This is a genomic window from Bradyrhizobium sp. AS23.2 (genome assembly GCF_001908185.1).
In the GTDB taxonomy this organism is placed as follows: domain Bacteria; phylum Pseudomonadota; class Alphaproteobacteria; order Rhizobiales; family Xanthobacteraceae; genus Bradyrhizobium.
The window spans coordinates 1-13,767 of record NZ_LGHM01000174.1 but is presented as its reverse complement, the minus strand read 5'-3'; the positions used below and the strand labels follow the sequence as shown (position 1 = coordinate 13,767).

Sequence of the window (13,767 nt, the reverse complement as noted above, 5' to 3'; positions counted from 1 at the left end):
CGGTTTGCGAGGATCGCAGAACGTCTGCGTGCTCGGCCTGCAAGGTTCTCGCGGCGATGAGAAGCATCGTCCGCTATGCCCGCTACTGCGGGCTCCTCACCATGAGGGTTTGATATGTCGCCGGGAAACGCGACCTCATCCTGAGGGCCCGCCGTAGGCGGGCGTCTCGAAGGATGGCCGCAGGCGAGCTGCCCGCCACGCTTTTCTTCATATGCGATAGCCCTGCCCGAAAGCGGACGTGGTGGGCACGCTTCCGCCTTCGCTCTCTGAGCTTCGGCGGACAAGTCGCTTTGCCCACTGGACGGCAGCCTGCCATTCAGACGACATTCATCGCAAGACACCTATCGGTTTAAGTCCGATCAGGAGAATTCGATGAAACTGCCGTTCGCGGCCGTCGCCGCCAGCCTTGTGTGTCTGATCATTGCGCCCATGTTTGCGCAAACGACGCCGCCGGCCGCTCCAACCGGCACGGTGCCGGTTCCCGCGACCAAGCGCGTCACGTGCCTGGCGACGACGCAAAACCTGAAGGGACAGGACAAGCGCGACCAGATGCAACTCTGCATGGCGCAGGCGCGGCTCGATTGCCTGAAACAGGCGGTTGATCAGAAGGTCGTCGGCGAGCCCCGGAAGAGCTTCATCAAGACCTGCGTGGGCGCGGATGGCACGGAGCAGCAATAGCCGCGCGGGCGCGGTCTCACGGCTGCGGCTTCAGCGCGCCGGGGAAGTGCCGCTGCAACACGGCGGTGGGCGTGGCGTAGGCTTCCTGCCGGTCCACGCTCCAGTACTTCAATTCGTCGAGCGGGATCCGCGTGTCGGTGATCGCGCAGCGCACGAAGGTCCCCGGCGAGATCACGCGGAAATCGCCGTCGAGATATTGCACCTGCGCTTCGCCATGGCCCGAGGGGCCGAATTTGTTCAGCACGGTCGAAAGTCTCCGTGGATGGCCTCTCCGTGGAAAACCCTGGAGGGCACGATGTGTTGGACGGGATGTAGCATAGATAGGGTGGCTTGTCCGCCCGGTAAACCCACCGGTTTATGATGTTTTGGCGCCGTTCCCGCATGATAGTGCTCGGGCGAAGGATCGTTGGTCCGGAGCATGATCCGGACCCAAAGGGCCGCGTTAGCGCAAAGTGCATGCTCAAACAGCGGTCGCCTGCACAGGCCGGTTCCTCATACGGCAGAGTCCGATGCGCCTTCGACTGACCGCCCTGTTCCTGACACTCCTGATGTCGGCCGCGCGCGCCGCGCCGGCGCCTGCGCCGCAGCAGGTCGACATTCCGCTGGCGTCCGGAATCCTGCATGCGCAGCTCTACAAGCCCGAGGGTGACGGACCGTTTCCGACCGTGATCGCGCTGCACGACTGCGGCGGACTCGGCAGCCATTCCGATCCGGTGCTGCCGCGTTATCGCGACTGGGTCGAGCGGCTGCTCAAGACCGGCAACGCCGTGCTGCTGCCTGACAGCTACGGCTCGCGCGAACTCGGGCCGCAATGCCGCGTCAAGGAGATGCGCGTCAAGGCGCGGCGCGAGCGCGTTGCCGACATCGCGGCGTCGCGCGCCTGGCTGATGAAGCAGACCTGGGTGGCGCGCAGCCGCGTCAGCCTGATCGGCTGGGCGAACGGCGCGAGCGCGCTGCTGTGGGCGGTGCGTCCGCAGAGCGCCGCGCGCGATGCGAGCCCTGATTTCCGCGCCGCGATCGCGTTCTACCCGGACTGCCGGATTTCCGCCGGCCTCGGCTGGAGCACGCGGGTGCCGACCCTTGTGCTGATCGGCGCCAATGACGACGTGTCGTCGCCGCCGGCCTGCCGCCAGATGGTGGACGGCGCATACGGCCGCAGCGCGCTCGCGCGCATCGTGGTCTATCCCGGTGCCTATCACGATTTCGATCGCGCCGACACGCCGCTGCAAGCGCTCGCCGGAAGCACCGACGCCGCGGCGCCCGAGCACGGCCATCTCGGTACCGATGCGGACGCGCGTGCGGAGTCGCAGAAGGAAGTCGCGGAGTGGTTGGCGCGGTAGTAACGGTGCCGTACCCCGGATGGAGCGACTTGTCCGCCGTAGCTCGTAGAGCGAAGGCGGAAGCGGGGCCGCCCGAGGAACAACGTCAGACGGACGGCCCCGCATCGACCACCGCCCTGCACGGAACATGATGGCCGACCATGAATCTACGGATGGCGTGACGAACCGGTTTCAACGTCTAGAGCGTTTTCGAGCGAAGTGGATACCGGTTCGCGTAAAGAAAACGCGTCAAAACAAGAATCTAGAGCCCCGTTCCGATTCCATCGGAACGGAAAAGGCTCTAGCCGCGCCATAGTTCGACCACGATGTCGATTAAACGCAATCTACATGCGCAACCGCATTGTCCTCTTCTCCTCCGCACTGGTCGTCTTCACCGTCGCGATCTTCCTGTTCGAAGCCCATGCCGGCGCTCCGCAGCGCGCGCCGGAGCATTGTGGCTTCTGGACCACGATCGACGCGGGATTGTCCTGCCGGTAGGCACGCCGCCCGCATACTCGGTGTCATCGCCCGGCTTGACCGGGCGATCCAGTACTCCGAGACGCCTGTGATTCACCGAGAAGCTGCGGCGTACTGGATTCCCGCTGGAGCAGGGCTCGCCGAAGGCGAGACCCGGTGGCGGGGAACGACACCGACGGCGGAATGCCGACCGCCGCGCTCAGAACAGACTACCCTGATCCACCGGCTTGGCCGCGCGCTTCGGCGCGGGCTTGGCGTCTTGCGCGGCCGGCTTCGGTTGTGATGGCGCGCGCCTGGCGGCCGGGGCAGGGCGATCCGCATCCGCAGTCGCCGCAACGCGGCCATCAGCAAACTCGATCTCGAGCCGCGCGTTTGGCCCGATCGCGTCTGCCGAATGCAGGGGATGGCCGGCCTCGTCGCGCACGAGCGCGAAACCGCGGGCGAGCACGCTGCGATAGGACAGGGCCGAGAGCAGCTTGCCGCTGTTCTCGACGCGGGCATCTAACCGCTGCAGCAACGTGACAAGCGCGCGGCTGGCGCGTTCGGCAAGACGATGCGTGCGCTCGCGCTGGCGGAGAATCGCGTTGCGCTGCGCCTGCGCGTTGGAGAGCTTTGAGGCGCGCAAGCGTACCTCGAGCCCGGCAAAGCGGTCGCGCCGCTGCCGGAGCAGTGAGCGTGCGGACAGGCCGAGCCGCTCGCCGCACACGGTGAGGCGATGATCGGCCTGCGCGATCTGGCCGTGCAGCACGCGCAGCGTCAGCTTTGCGCTGGCGGCGGTGAACCTGCGGAAATGCGCATGCGTGTTGGCCTTGAGCCCGCGGGGCAGGGCAGCGCCCGCCGAATCCAGCCGCTGCCGCGGGATCGCGAGCAGATCGCCGGCTGCCGGCAGTGCGCGCGCAGCTGCACGCAGCTCGCTGCGGCGGCTCTCATGGGCGCGCTGCCAATAGGCGCGCGTGCGCCGCGCGAGGTCGGCGACCTCGACGAACAATTCGCTGCGCACCGGCACCGCCATCTCGGCCGCAGCCGTCGGCGTCGGGGCGCGCTTGTCGGCGACGAAATCGATCAGCGTGATGTCGGTCTCGTGCCCCACCGCCGAGATCAGCGGGATCATGCTCTCGGCCGCAGCGCGCACCACGATCTCCTCGTTGAACGACCAGAGGTCCTCCAGCGAGCCGCCGCCGCGCGCGACGATCAGCACGTCGGGGCGCGGGATCTTGCCGCCTTCCGGCAGCGCGTTGAAGCCGCGGATCGCGGCTGCGACCTGCTCGGCCGAGCCTTCGCCCTGCACCTTGACCGGCCACACCAGCACGTGGCGCGGGAAGCGATCCTCGAGCCGATGCAGGATGTCGCGGATCACGGCGCCGGTCGGCGAGGTCACGACGCCGATCACCTCCGGCAGCCAGGGCAGGAGCTGTTTTCGCGCCTCGTCGAACAGGCCCTCGGCAGCGAGCTTCTTCTTGCGCTCCTCCATCAGCGCCATCAGCGCGCCGATGCCGGCCGGCTCCAGCGCCTCGATCACGATCTGGTACTTCGAGGAGCCCGGATAGGTGGTGAGCTTGCCGGTCGCGATGACCTCGAGCCCTTCCTGGGGCTTGAAGCGCATGCGGCCGTGCACGCCCTTCCAGATCACCGCCTCGATCTTGGCGCTCTCGTCCTTGAGCGCGAAATAGCAATGGCCGGAGGAGTGGGGCCCCCGAAAGCCCGAGATCTCGCCGCGAACCCGGACATGGCCAAAGGCGTCCTCGACCGTCCGCTTCAGGGACAGCGAGAGCTCGGAAACGGTGAATTCGGGCGCGTTGAGCAGTTGTTCCGCAGGCGGCATCGGCAAACGATTCGGCATTTTGGGGTCAGACCCGACGTTAAGGATTTTCGCGGCACGGCGCCAATCCGGGAATTGATCATAAGAGTACTCTATATTATAGAGTTCTCTATTGACGGTAAGATCAACGGAGTTTGCGCCATGGCGATGCAGTTGCTGCGAGGTGCTCTGAGCTTGCTGAAATGGAGCCTGTGCGCAGTCGGCGCCGTGGCGCTGTTGTTGACCGCGATGATCGCGATGCCGCTGGAGCGGCCTGCCGAGATGCGCTCAGTCTCGGACTCCGCCAAGGGTATCGACTGGTCCACGATGCCGGCGCTGGAGCGCTTCCAGGCCCGCGACGGCACTTGGCTCGGTTATCGCCACTACGCCCCGAGCGGCGCCGCCGCCGGGCGTGGTGCCATCTTCATCCACGGCTCTTCCGGCTCCTCCGGCACGATCAACCACGCGCTGACCGCGGCGCTCGCTGGGCGCGGCGTCGAGACCTGGGCGCTCGACATGCGCGGCCACGGTGCCTCCGGCACGCGCGGCGATATCGGCTATGTCGGCCAGCTCGAGGATGATCTCGTCGACTTCGTCGCGCAGGTCCGCGGGGCCGCGCCCGATCTGCCGCTGACCCTGATCGGCCATTCCGCCGGCGCCGGCTTCTCGCTGCGCGTCGCCGCGACGCCGATCATGCAGGATCTGTTCGTCCGCACCGTGCTGGTTGCGCCCTATCTCGGCTACGACGCACCGACCAACAGGCCGCATTCCGGCGGCTGGGCCAATGCCGACATTCCGCGTTTCCTTGCGCTGACAGCGCTGCGCAAGCTCGGCATCGATTGCTGCTCGCAGCTTCCGGTGCTCGCCTTCGCCGTGCCCCCGAATTCCGAGCGGTTCCTGGTCGCGACCTATTCGGATCGCCTCATGCGCAACTTTGCGACACGCGGCTATCGCCTCGATCTGCCGGCGGTGAAGCATCCGCTCACGATCTTCGGTGGCGCCGAGGACGAGATGATGATCTCCGACAAATATGCCGAGACCGTGCAGGCCACAAAGCCATCCGTCGACGTCAAGGTGATCGAGGGCGTCAACCACATGGGAATCGTCACCAACCCGAAGGCGGTCTCCGCCATCGCCGACGACGTGGCAACGCGCGGGAGCGGACAGTCATGATCGACAGCAAGCAGGCCGCCGAGGCGCTCGCCGATATCGACGATATCGTCCAGCGCCTGCGGCAATCGCAGCTCTACGAACTGGCAAGTCTTGGGGCGCTGTGGTGGGGTGCTCTGGTCTTCGCCGGTAACGTCGTGACCTGGCTTTGGCCGATCTACGCGGTTTACGCGTGGCCCGCCGTCGACATCCTGGGTGTCGGCGGCCTGGTTGCTATCCGCCTGCTCAATCCGCCGCAGACTCATGCTGCGGCCTTCGACATCCGGCTGCTGCTGGTGTTCGCGTTGTTCTTCGCATTCGGCTACCTCTGCACCAGCGTGATCGGTCATTTCGGTCCGCGCCAGCTCGGTGCGTTCTGGCCGATCTATTTCATGCTGTTCTACACGCTCGCCGGTCTCTGGTTCGGCTACGCGTTCGTGGCGATCGGTCTCGGCATCATTGCGCTGACGCTGATCGGTTTCTTCTACATCGGCGAGGCATTCCCGCTCTGGATGGCCTTCGTCAACGGCGGTGGCCTGATCCTCGGCGGCCTCTGGATGCGGCGGATCTGATGGCCGAGCTCGACGACATCATCCATCAGCCGCTGCGCCTGAAGATCATGGCGGCGCTGAACGCGCTGCCGACGGGCGCAGGCCTGGAATTCGCGCGGCTGAAGAAGCTCACCGGCGCGACCGATGGCAATCTCGGCGCCCATATCGAGACCTTGGCCAAGGCGGGGGTACGTCTCGGTGGAGAAGGCGTTCGTCGGCAAGAAGCCGCAGACGACGGTGACCGCGACCGCAGCCGGCCGCGGCGCCTTCGCACGGCATGTCGCGACGTTGCAGGAGATCATTGCGGGCAAGCAGGTCTAGCTCCGCCGTCATTCCGGGGCGTCCCCTCTCTCCGCCGTCATTCCGGGGCGCGCCCTCTTGGCGCGAGCCCGGAATCCATACTCAAGATGGTGGTTATGGATTCCGGGCTCGCGGCTTCGCCGCGCCCCGGAATGACGGGGGAGTTTGGGGCCAGCCCCCTTGAGACGCGCGCCGATTCGTGCGACCGACGCGTCCAGCAAACCCCACTTTTCGAGCCTTCGATGCACATTCTCCTGCTCGGTTCCGGCGGCCGCGAACATGCTCTCGCATGGAAAATCGCAGCCTCCACCCTGGTGACCAAATTCTGGTGCGCGCCTGGCAATGCCGGCATCGCGCGCGAGGCGGAATGCGTGGCGCTCGATGTCGCCGACCATGCCGCCGTGATCGACTTCTGCAAGAAGAACGCGGTCGAGCTCGTGGTGGTCGGCCCGGAGACGCCACTGGCGGCCGGCATCGTCGATGACCTCACCGCCGCCGGCATCAAGGCGTTCGGACCGAGCAAGGCGGCCGCCCAGCTCGAAAGCTCCAAGGGGTTCACCAAGGCGCTCTGCACCGAATTCGGCATTCCGACCGGCGCCTACAAGCGCTTCACCAACGCCAGGGACGCGCGCGACTATGTGAACAGCCAGGGCGCGCCGATCGTCGTGAAGGCCGACGGTCTTGCCGCCGGCAAGGGCGTCGTCGTCGCCAAGACCGTGCGCGAGGCGGAGGATGCCATCGCCATGATGTTCGAGGGCGCTTTCGGCGAGGCTGGCGCAGAGGTCGTGATCGAGGAGTTCCTGCCCGGCCGCGAGATCAGCTTCTTCGCGCTCTGCGACGGCGAGACCGCCATTCCGCTCGCCTCAGCCCAGGACCACAAGCGCGTGTTCGATCACGACGTCGGCCCGAACACGGGCGGCATGGGCGCCTATTCGCCGACGCCGCTGGTCACGCCGGCGATCCACGACGCGATCATGGCCAGGATCATTTTGCCGACGGTTGCCGGCATGAAGAAGCGCGGCACGCCGTTCCGCGGCGTGCTCTATGCCGGGATCATGCTGACGACGCAGGGCCCGAAACTGTTCGAGTTCAACGTGCGTTTCGGCGACCCCGAGTGCCAGGTCCTGATGCTGCGCATGATGTCGGACATCGTGCCGGCGTTCATTGCCGCCTGCGACGGGGAGTTGAAGCATTTTGATCTGCGCTGGTATCCGGAATCCGCGCTCACGGTGGTGATGGCGGCGAAGGGCTATCCCGGCGACTATCAGAAGGGCACGCGCATCGAGGGGCTCGACGAGGCCGCGAAGGTCGACACCGTCGAGATCTTCCACGCCGGCACGGTGGCGAAGGATGGCGCGATCCTCGCCAATGGCGGCCGTGTGCTCAATGTCTGCGCGCTCGGCAAGACCGTAACGGAAGCGCAAGGCCGTGCCTATCAGGCCGTCGACCGCATCAACTGGCCCGAGGGCTTCTGCCGCCGCGACATCGGCTGGCAGGCGGTGGAAGCGGAGAAGGCCAAGAACTAGCTCGTCATTCCGGACGGCGCGCGAAACGCGCCGACCCCGAATCTCGAGGGTTTGGCGCCGCCACCGCTCCGCCACATCGACATTCCAAAAATGCGCAATCGGCTGTTGGGGTTAGCAACCCTCACGGGTCACCACCGTGCTACTTTGCATGGGGTTGTTTTCGACATTTTTGTCGGGAGCGCCGTGGCCACTCCGAAAAGGAGGGCCGGGAATGCCAATCGGGAGGAACCATGTCCGATCTCGCCGACCTCTATCCGGGCTTCGCCTCCGAATGGCTCAATACCTCCTCCGGGCGCGTCTTCGCGCGCATCGGCGGCAGCGGGCCGCCGCTGCTGCTCCTGCACGGCTTCTCCGAGACCAACGTGATGTGGCACCGCGTGGCGCCGCAGCTTGCGGACAGGTTCACGCTGATCATCGCTGATTTGCCGGGCTATGGCTGGTCGGACATGCCCGAGAGCGACGCGCAGCATTTGCCCTACGGCAAGCGCGCGATGGCGAAGGCCATGGTCGAGGCGATGGAGAGCCTCGGCCACGTGCACTTCGCGCTCGCCGGCCACGACCGCGGCGGCCGCGTCTCCTACCGCCTCGCGCTCGACCATCCCGGCCGGCTGTCGCGCCTTGCCGTGCTCGATATCCTGCCGACCTACAATTACTGGGAGCGGATGAACCGCGCCTATGCGCTGAAGATCTATCACTGGACCTTCCTCGCGCAGCCCGCGCCGCTGCCCGAGACGCTGATCTCGAGCAATGGCGAGTTCTTCCTCCGCTTCAAGATGGCGAGCCAGACCAAGTCGAAGACGCTCGATGCGATCGATGAGCGCGCACTCGCGCACTACATCGCCCCGTTCCGCGATCCCGCCCGCGTGCACGCGATGTGCGAGGATTATCGCGCCGGCGCCTATTTCGACTACGACCTCGACAAGGCCGATTTCGAGGCCGGCAAGAAGATCACGGTCCCGATGCTGGCGCTGTGGGGCAATGCCGGCATCGCCCAAGCCGCATCCACCCCGCTCGATACCTGGAAACAATGGGCGACGAATGTCGACGGCATGCCGGTAGATTCCGGCCACTTCCTCACCGAGGAGAACCCGGAGGTCACCGCAAAGGCGCTGCGCGAGTTCTTCTCGGCTTGAAGGCACTGCGTACCAAACATTCAACTGTCATCGCCCGGCTTGACCGGGCGATCCAGTATTCCGAGGCGGTTGTGGCTCGATCCGATAGGCTGCGGCGTACTGGATGCCCCGCCTTCGCGGGGCATGACGCCTGAGAGCGTGGTTGCTACCGCCGCTCCCGAAAGAACTCCCTCAGCAGCCGCGCCGCTTCGCTTTCGCCGACCCCGGAATAGACGTCCGGGACATGATGGCAAGTTGGCGAGGCGAAGAAGCGCACTCCGGACTCGACCGCGCCGCCCTTGGGGTCGGCGGCGCCGTAATAGAGCCGCCGGACCCTTGCAAAGGAGATCGCGCCCGCACACATGGTGCAGGGCTCCAGCGTCACGTAGAGGTCGCAGTCCACGAGGCGCTCGCTGCCGATCTTTTTCGCGGCCTCGCGCAGCGCGATGATTTCGGCATGGGCCGTGGGGTCATGGTCGGTCAGCGTCCGGTTGCCGGCGGTGGCGATGACCTCGTAATCGCGGACGATGACGCATCCGATCGGAACTTCGCCCGATTTTCCGGCATTTTCGGCCGTCTTGAGCGCCAAATCCATGAAAGAAGGGGCTTTCATGCCTCGTATCATTGCCAGAAACCTGCTACTAGCTCCGCCTTCAGCAAGAGTGGATACCGATTTTGCCTGAGCACGCGGCTCGGAACGAGCGCGCACAATGCTTTCTGGCTACCCCGTGAGTGAGATTATTCATGCCTCGCGACAGCGACAAACACAACGATTCCCGCGGCCGGCGTGATCGAGGCCCTGCCAAGGGCCGCAGCGGCAAGCCGCGTGGCCCCGAGAAGAAATTCGGCAAGCGCGGCTTTGAGAGCAAGGGCGACCGCGACAGCCGCCCGCCCCGCGGCGACCGTGAAGGCCGTCCGTTCCGCCGCCGCGAGGAGGGCGATGCGCCACGCCGCGACTTCAGCGACCGTCCGCGCTTCAAGCGCGACGACCGGGCTCGCGAGGATCGTGGCGAACGCAGCTTCAAGCCACGTGGCGACCGCCCCTTCTCCGACCGCGGGTCACGCGATGGCGAGAAGCGCTCGTTCAAGCCGCGCGGTGATCGCCCGTCCTATGGACGCGACGACCGTCCGCCGCGCAGCCGTGATCGCGACGACGCCCGCCCCGCCGGCCGGTTCGGCGACAAGAAGTTTGGCGACAAGCGGCCGTATTCGCCGCGTGGCGATCGTCCGGAGCGCAAGTTCGAAGGCGAGCGGAAGTTTTCGCGGGGCGGACCGGATCGCGAGCGCGACCGTGGCGACCGTCCGCGCGATCGGGGCGAGCGCGGCGATTCCAGGCCGTGGCAGAAGCGCGAGGATCGTCCGCACGGCGACCGGCCCCGCAAGAGCTTCGACAAGGATTTCGGCGGCGGTGATCGCGGCGAGGAAAAGCCCTGGCGTCAGCGCGACGACCGCCGCGAAGGCGGCCGCGGCGAGGACCGTCCGCGGTTCTCGCGCTCGCGCGAGGATCGCGCCTCGGGCGATCGTCCGTTCCGCGATCGGCCCCAATTTGATCGGCCCAAGTTCGATCGACCCAAGTTCGATCGGCCCCGCCGTGATGGCGATAGCGAACGCGGTGGGCGCGGCAGCGACCGCCCGAAATTCGATCGTCCGCGCGAGCGCTCCGAAGGTCGCTCCGATTGGCACGAGCATCCGCGCAGCGAGGGCCGTTTCGGCGACCGTCCGCGCCGCGACAACGAGGATGACAGCAGGATTTTCGAGAAGCGTCCGGCCTTCGGTGGCCGCGGCGCCTACCGCGAGCGCGATCGTGATTTCGACCGGCGGCCGCGCCGGGACGAAGAGCCGAAGCCGAAGAAGGCCGGCGAGCGCATCGCCAAGGCGCTGGCACGCGCGGGCCTTGCCTCGCGCCGCGACGCCGAGGAGATGGTCACGCAGGGCCGCGTCACCGTCAACGGCCGGGTGATCAATTCGCCCGCGCTCGACGTGACGCCGAACGATGTCGTCGCCGTCGACGGCAAGCCGTTGCCGCCGCGCGAGCGCACGCGGCTGTTCCTCTATCACAAGCCGCGCGGGCTGATGACGACGCATGACGACCCCGAGGGGCGTCCGACCGTCTTCGACAATCTGCCCGAAGGCCTGCCGCGTCTGATCAGCGTCGGCCGGCTGGACTTCAACACCGAAGGCCTCTTGCTGCTCACCAATGATGGCGGACTCGCGCGCACGCTCGAGCTGCCGGATACCGGCTGGCTGCGCCGCTATCGCGTTCGCGCCCATGGCGACGTCACCCAGGCGCAGCTCGACGAGCTCAAGAACGGCATCGAGGTCGAGGGCGTCAAATACGGTCCGATCGAGGCGACGCTGGAGCGCGACCAGGGCGCCAATGTCTGGCTGGTGTTCGCGATCCGCGAAGGCAAGAACCGCGAGGTGCGCAATGTCTGCGCCCATCTCGGGCTCGAGGTGAACCGGCTGATCCGCGTGTCCTACGGTCCGTTCCAGCTCGGCGAGATCCCCGAAGGCCAGGTCGACGAGATCAGGTCGCGTGTGCTGCGCGAGCAGCTCGGCGACAAGGTGATCGAGAAGTCGGGTGCCGAGTTCGACGTGCCCTCGAAATCCGCCTCGCACGACCACGACGCACCGCGCGAGAAGAAGCCCGCCAGCAAGCGCGCCGTGATCAACGACCGCAAGGGCCGCCGCGTGCTGGTGCAGCGCACCGGCAGCGAAGAGGCGCGCGAGCGCAACGAGCTCGAGGCCAGCGGCTACGGCCCGCCGCGCCGTCCCAAGCGCGGCTATCACGGCAAGCGCGACCTGAAGCCCAGGGACGAGTAAGGCCAATGGCCGATGCGACTCCGACTCTCCGTCAGAGGTCGTCATGGCCGGGCTTGACCCGGCCATCCACGTCTTGCTTGCATCCACGGCTGAAGAACGTGGATGCCCGGGACAAGCCCGGGCATGACGAGGAGATCTAGATGCGCGTCGTCGGCGGTCGATTGAAGGGGCGCAATCTCGCCTCGCCGTCCTCGCGCGACATCCGCCCCACGGTGGATCGTTTGCGCGAGTCCGTGTTCAACATCCTCGTGCACGCCTATGACGATCCGATCCAGGATGCGCGCGTGCTCGATCTCTTCGCCGGCACCGGCGCGCTCGGCATTGAGGCGGTCTCGCGCGGGGCAAAGTTCACGCTGTTCGTCGACAATGGTGCGGAAGCGCGCGCGCTGCTGCGTAACAATGTCGAGTCGCTGGGCTTAGGCGGCGTGACCAAGGTCTATCGCCGCGATGCGACGGATCTCGGGCCAGCGCATCCGGTCGAGCCGTTCTCGCTGGTGTTCCTCGATCCGCCCTACGGCAAGGGCTTTGCGGAGAAGGCGTTGGCGAGCCTGCGTGACGGCGGCTGGCTCACGCCCGGCGCGTTGCTGGTGGTGGAGGAGGCGAAGGCGGCGCAATTCGCGACGCCCGAAGGCTTCGAGGAACTGGAGCGGCGCGCTTATGACGATACGGAGTTCGTGTTTCTGAAGAGGCCGTAACTTGTCGCTTCGTAGGGTGGGTTAGCCGAAGGCGTAACCCACCTACTTCGTCCGGCATTCGCCGAAGCATGGTGGGTTACGCTTCGCTAACCCACCCTACGACATCGGGGCTACCTCCGCCCGAACAGCTTCTCCACGTCCGACAGCTTCAGCTCGACATAAGTCGGCCGGCCGTGGTTGCACTGGCCGGAGTTCGGCGTTTCCTCCATCTCGCGGAGCAGGGCGTTCATCTCCTCTGGCCTGAGCCTGCGGCCGGCGCGCACCGAGCCGTGGCAGGCCATGGTGGCGGCGACGTGCATCAGGCGCCGCTCAAGAGGAAGCGCCTCGTCCCATTCGGCCATGTGCTCGGAGAGATCACGCAGGAGCCCGCCCGCATTGGTCTTGCCGAGCAGCGACGGCGTCTCGCGTACCGCAACGGCGCCGGGGCCGAAGGATTCGATCGCAAGGCCGAATGACGCAAGCTCTTCGCTGCGCTCGAGCAGCCGCTCGACCGTGGCCTCGTCCATCTCGACGATCTCGGGGATCAAGAGGATCTGCCGCTGTACGCCGTTCGCGGCCAGCGAGGCTTTCAGCCGCTCATAGACGATGCGCTCATGCGCGGCATGCTGGTCGACGATGATCAGGCCGTCGCGGGTCTGCGAGACGATGTAGGTCTCGTGGATCTGGGTGCGCGCCGCGCCAAGCGGACGATCGACCAGGTCAGCTACGGGCTGCGTCTCGAACCGCACGTCCGCGCTTGGCGCGCCGACGTCGAATGCAGCCTGCGCGCGCTCGGCGAACGCCGGAGCTGCCGCGCCCTCGAATGACGGCAGCGGCCCGACTGGGGCGGCTGGCGAAGCCCGCCAGTCCCAGCTTGCCGGGCGCGGCGTGAAAGCGGGCCGGAACGAGGACAATGCGCTCTCGCCGCTGTTGGCGGCCGTGCGCCGGCCCTCGCGCGCAAGTCCTTCCTTCAATCCGTGCACGATCAGCGCGCGGACGAGGCCCGCGTTACGGAATCGCACCTCGGTCTTGGCCGGATGCACGTTGGCGTCGACCTCGCGCGGATCCAGCGCGACGAACAGCGCCAGCACCGGATGACGGTCGCGCGGCAGATAGTCGGAATAGGCCGCGCGCACCGCGCCCAGGATCAGCTTGTCGCGCACCGGGCGGCCGTTGACGAAGAGATATTGCCCGAGCGCGTTGGCTTTCGTCAGCGCGGGGGCTGCGGCATAGCCGGCGACGACGACGCCCTCGCGCTCGGCGTGGATCTCGATGGCGTGGCTGCGAAACTCCGCGCCCAGGATGTCGCCGAGCCGGGTCAGGCGTCCGGCCGCGCCGGGCAGCGCCGCGGCCCAGGTCA

Annotated in this window: 13 protein-coding genes and 1 pseudogene; 10 read left to right on the top strand and 4 right to left on the bottom strand. The window is 66.7% G+C overall.

The window, feature by feature from the left end:
* Positions 1-372 precede the first annotated feature (372 nt).
* Positions 373-678, top strand: a complete 306-nt coding sequence (locus AC630_RS33300) for a hypothetical protein (RefSeq protein ID WP_074122673.1) — start codon at positions 373-375, stop codon at positions 676-678.
* A gap of 16 nt (positions 679-694) precedes the next feature.
* Here the strand turns inward: AC630_RS33300 and AC630_RS33295 are convergent, their stop codons facing one another.
* Positions 695-922 carry a DUF2093 domain-containing protein gene (locus tag AC630_RS33295; protein WP_074122672.1) on the bottom strand — a complete coding sequence of 76 codons (228 nt, stop codon included), beginning with the start codon at positions 920-922 and terminating at the stop codon, positions 695-697.
* A gap of 265 nt (positions 923-1,187) precedes the next feature.
* Here AC630_RS33295 and AC630_RS33290 point away from each other — a divergent pair, with 265 nt between their 5' ends.
* Positions 1,188-2,018 carry a dienelactone hydrolase family protein gene (locus AC630_RS33290; protein ID WP_074122671.1) on the top strand — a complete coding sequence of 277 codons (831 nt, stop codon included), beginning with the start codon at positions 1,188-1,190 and terminating at the stop codon, positions 2,016-2,018.
* Positions 2,019-2,345: 327 nt separating this feature from the next.
* A complete protein-coding gene (locus AC630_RS44535) occupies positions 2,346-2,495 on the top strand; it encodes a hypothetical protein (protein ID WP_143198508.1) in 150 nt (49 codons plus the stop codon).
* A gap of 178 nt (positions 2,496-2,673) precedes the next feature.
* Here the strand turns inward: AC630_RS44535 and xseA are convergent, their stop codons facing one another.
* On the bottom strand, positions 2,674-4,314 hold the full coding sequence (xseA, locus tag AC630_RS33280) for an exodeoxyribonuclease VII large subunit (protein ID WP_083636479.1): 1,641 nt from the start codon (positions 4,312-4,314) through the stop codon (positions 2,674-2,676).
* A gap of 120 nt (positions 4,315-4,434) precedes the next feature.
* On the opposite strand from xseA, the gene AC630_RS33275 reads away from it, so the two are divergent.
* The 5 genes and pseudogenes from AC630_RS33275 to AC630_RS33255 all read left to right on the top strand — a co-directional run bounded on the left by AC630_RS33275 (position 4,435) and on the right by AC630_RS33255 (position 8,931).
* Positions 4,435-5,445, top strand: a complete 1,011-nt coding sequence (locus tag AC630_RS33275; RefSeq protein ID WP_074122668.1) for an alpha/beta hydrolase — start codon at positions 4,435-4,437, stop codon at positions 5,443-5,445.
* Positions 5,442-5,993, top strand: a complete 552-nt coding sequence (locus AC630_RS33270) for a hypothetical protein (protein WP_074122667.1) — start codon at positions 5,442-5,444, stop codon at positions 5,991-5,993. The genes AC630_RS33275 and AC630_RS33270 overlap by 4 nt, the downstream gene beginning before the upstream one ends.
* Positions 5,993-6,293 (top strand): annotated as a pseudogene (locus AC630_RS33265) (winged helix-turn-helix domain-containing protein). Before AC630_RS33270 ends, AC630_RS33265 begins: the two are co-directional and overlap by 1 nt.
* A gap of 221 nt (positions 6,294-6,514) precedes the next feature.
* Positions 6,515-7,798, top strand: a complete 1,284-nt coding sequence (purD, locus tag AC630_RS33260; RefSeq protein ID WP_074122666.1) for a phosphoribosylamine--glycine ligase — start codon at positions 6,515-6,517, stop codon at positions 7,796-7,798.
* Positions 7,799-8,028: 230 nt separating this feature from the next.
* Entirely contained in the window at positions 8,029-8,931 is a 903-nt protein-coding gene (locus AC630_RS33255) for an alpha/beta fold hydrolase (protein ID WP_074122665.1), read from the top strand.
* A 145-nt stretch (positions 8,932-9,076) separates the two neighbouring features.
* On the opposite strand, the gene AC630_RS33250 is transcribed toward AC630_RS33255, so the two are convergent.
* Entirely contained in the window at positions 9,077-9,535 is a 459-nt protein-coding gene (locus AC630_RS33250; protein ID WP_074122664.1) for a nucleoside deaminase, read from the bottom strand.
* Between the two features lie 119 nt (positions 9,536-9,654).
* Between AC630_RS33250 and AC630_RS33245 the strand changes: the two genes are divergently transcribed.
* Together AC630_RS33245 and rsmD are read left to right on the top strand one after the other, a co-directional pair.
* A complete protein-coding gene (locus tag AC630_RS33245; protein WP_074122663.1) occupies positions 9,655-11,733 on the top strand; it encodes a pseudouridine synthase in 2,079 nt (692 codons plus the stop codon).
* Between the two features lie 140 nt (positions 11,734-11,873).
* Positions 11,874-12,428, top strand: a complete 555-nt coding sequence (gene rsmD, locus AC630_RS33240) for a 16S rRNA (guanine(966)-N(2))-methyltransferase RsmD (protein WP_074122662.1) — start codon at positions 11,874-11,876, stop codon at positions 12,426-12,428.
* A 110-nt stretch (positions 12,429-12,538) separates the two neighbouring features.
* On the opposite strand, the gene mutL is transcribed toward rsmD, so the two are convergent.
* On the bottom strand, positions 12,539-13,767 hold a 1,229-nt coding region (gene mutL, locus AC630_RS33235), incomplete at its 5' end, for a DNA mismatch repair endonuclease MutL (RefSeq protein ID WP_074122661.1).

Coding starts and splice junctions, on each gene's coding strand:
- AC630_RS33300 (WP_074122673.1), top strand. CDS start 373: ATGAAACTGCCGTTCGCGGCCGTCGCCGCCAGCCTTGTGTGTCTGATC.
- AC630_RS33290 (WP_074122671.1), top strand. CDS start 1,188: ATGCGCCTTCGACTGACCGCCCTGTTCCTGACACTCCTGATGTCGGCC.
- AC630_RS44535 (WP_143198508.1), top strand. CDS start 2,346: ATGCGCAACCGCATTGTCCTCTTCTCCTCCGCACTGGTCGTCTTCACC.
- xseA (WP_083636479.1), bottom strand. CDS start 4,314: ATGCCGAATCGTTTGCCGATGCCGCCTGCGGAACAACTGCTCAACGCG.
- AC630_RS33275 (WP_074122668.1), top strand. CDS start 4,435: ATGGCGATGCAGTTGCTGCGAGGTGCTCTGAGCTTGCTGAAATGGAGC.
- AC630_RS33270 (WP_074122667.1), top strand. CDS start 5,442: ATGATCGACAGCAAGCAGGCCGCCGAGGCGCTCGCCGATATCGACGAT.
- purD (WP_074122666.1), top strand. CDS start 6,515: ATGCACATTCTCCTGCTCGGTTCCGGCGGCCGCGAACATGCTCTCGCA.
- AC630_RS33255 (WP_074122665.1), top strand. CDS start 8,029: ATGTCCGATCTCGCCGACCTCTATCCGGGCTTCGCCTCCGAATGGCTC.
- AC630_RS33250 (WP_074122664.1), bottom strand. CDS start 9,535: ATGATACGAGGCATGAAAGCCCCTTCTTTCATGGATTTGGCGCTCAAG.
- AC630_RS33245 (WP_074122663.1), top strand. CDS start 9,655: ATGCCTCGCGACAGCGACAAACACAACGATTCCCGCGGCCGGCGTGAT.
- rsmD (WP_074122662.1), top strand. CDS start 11,874: ATGCGCGTCGTCGGCGGTCGATTGAAGGGGCGCAATCTCGCCTCGCCG.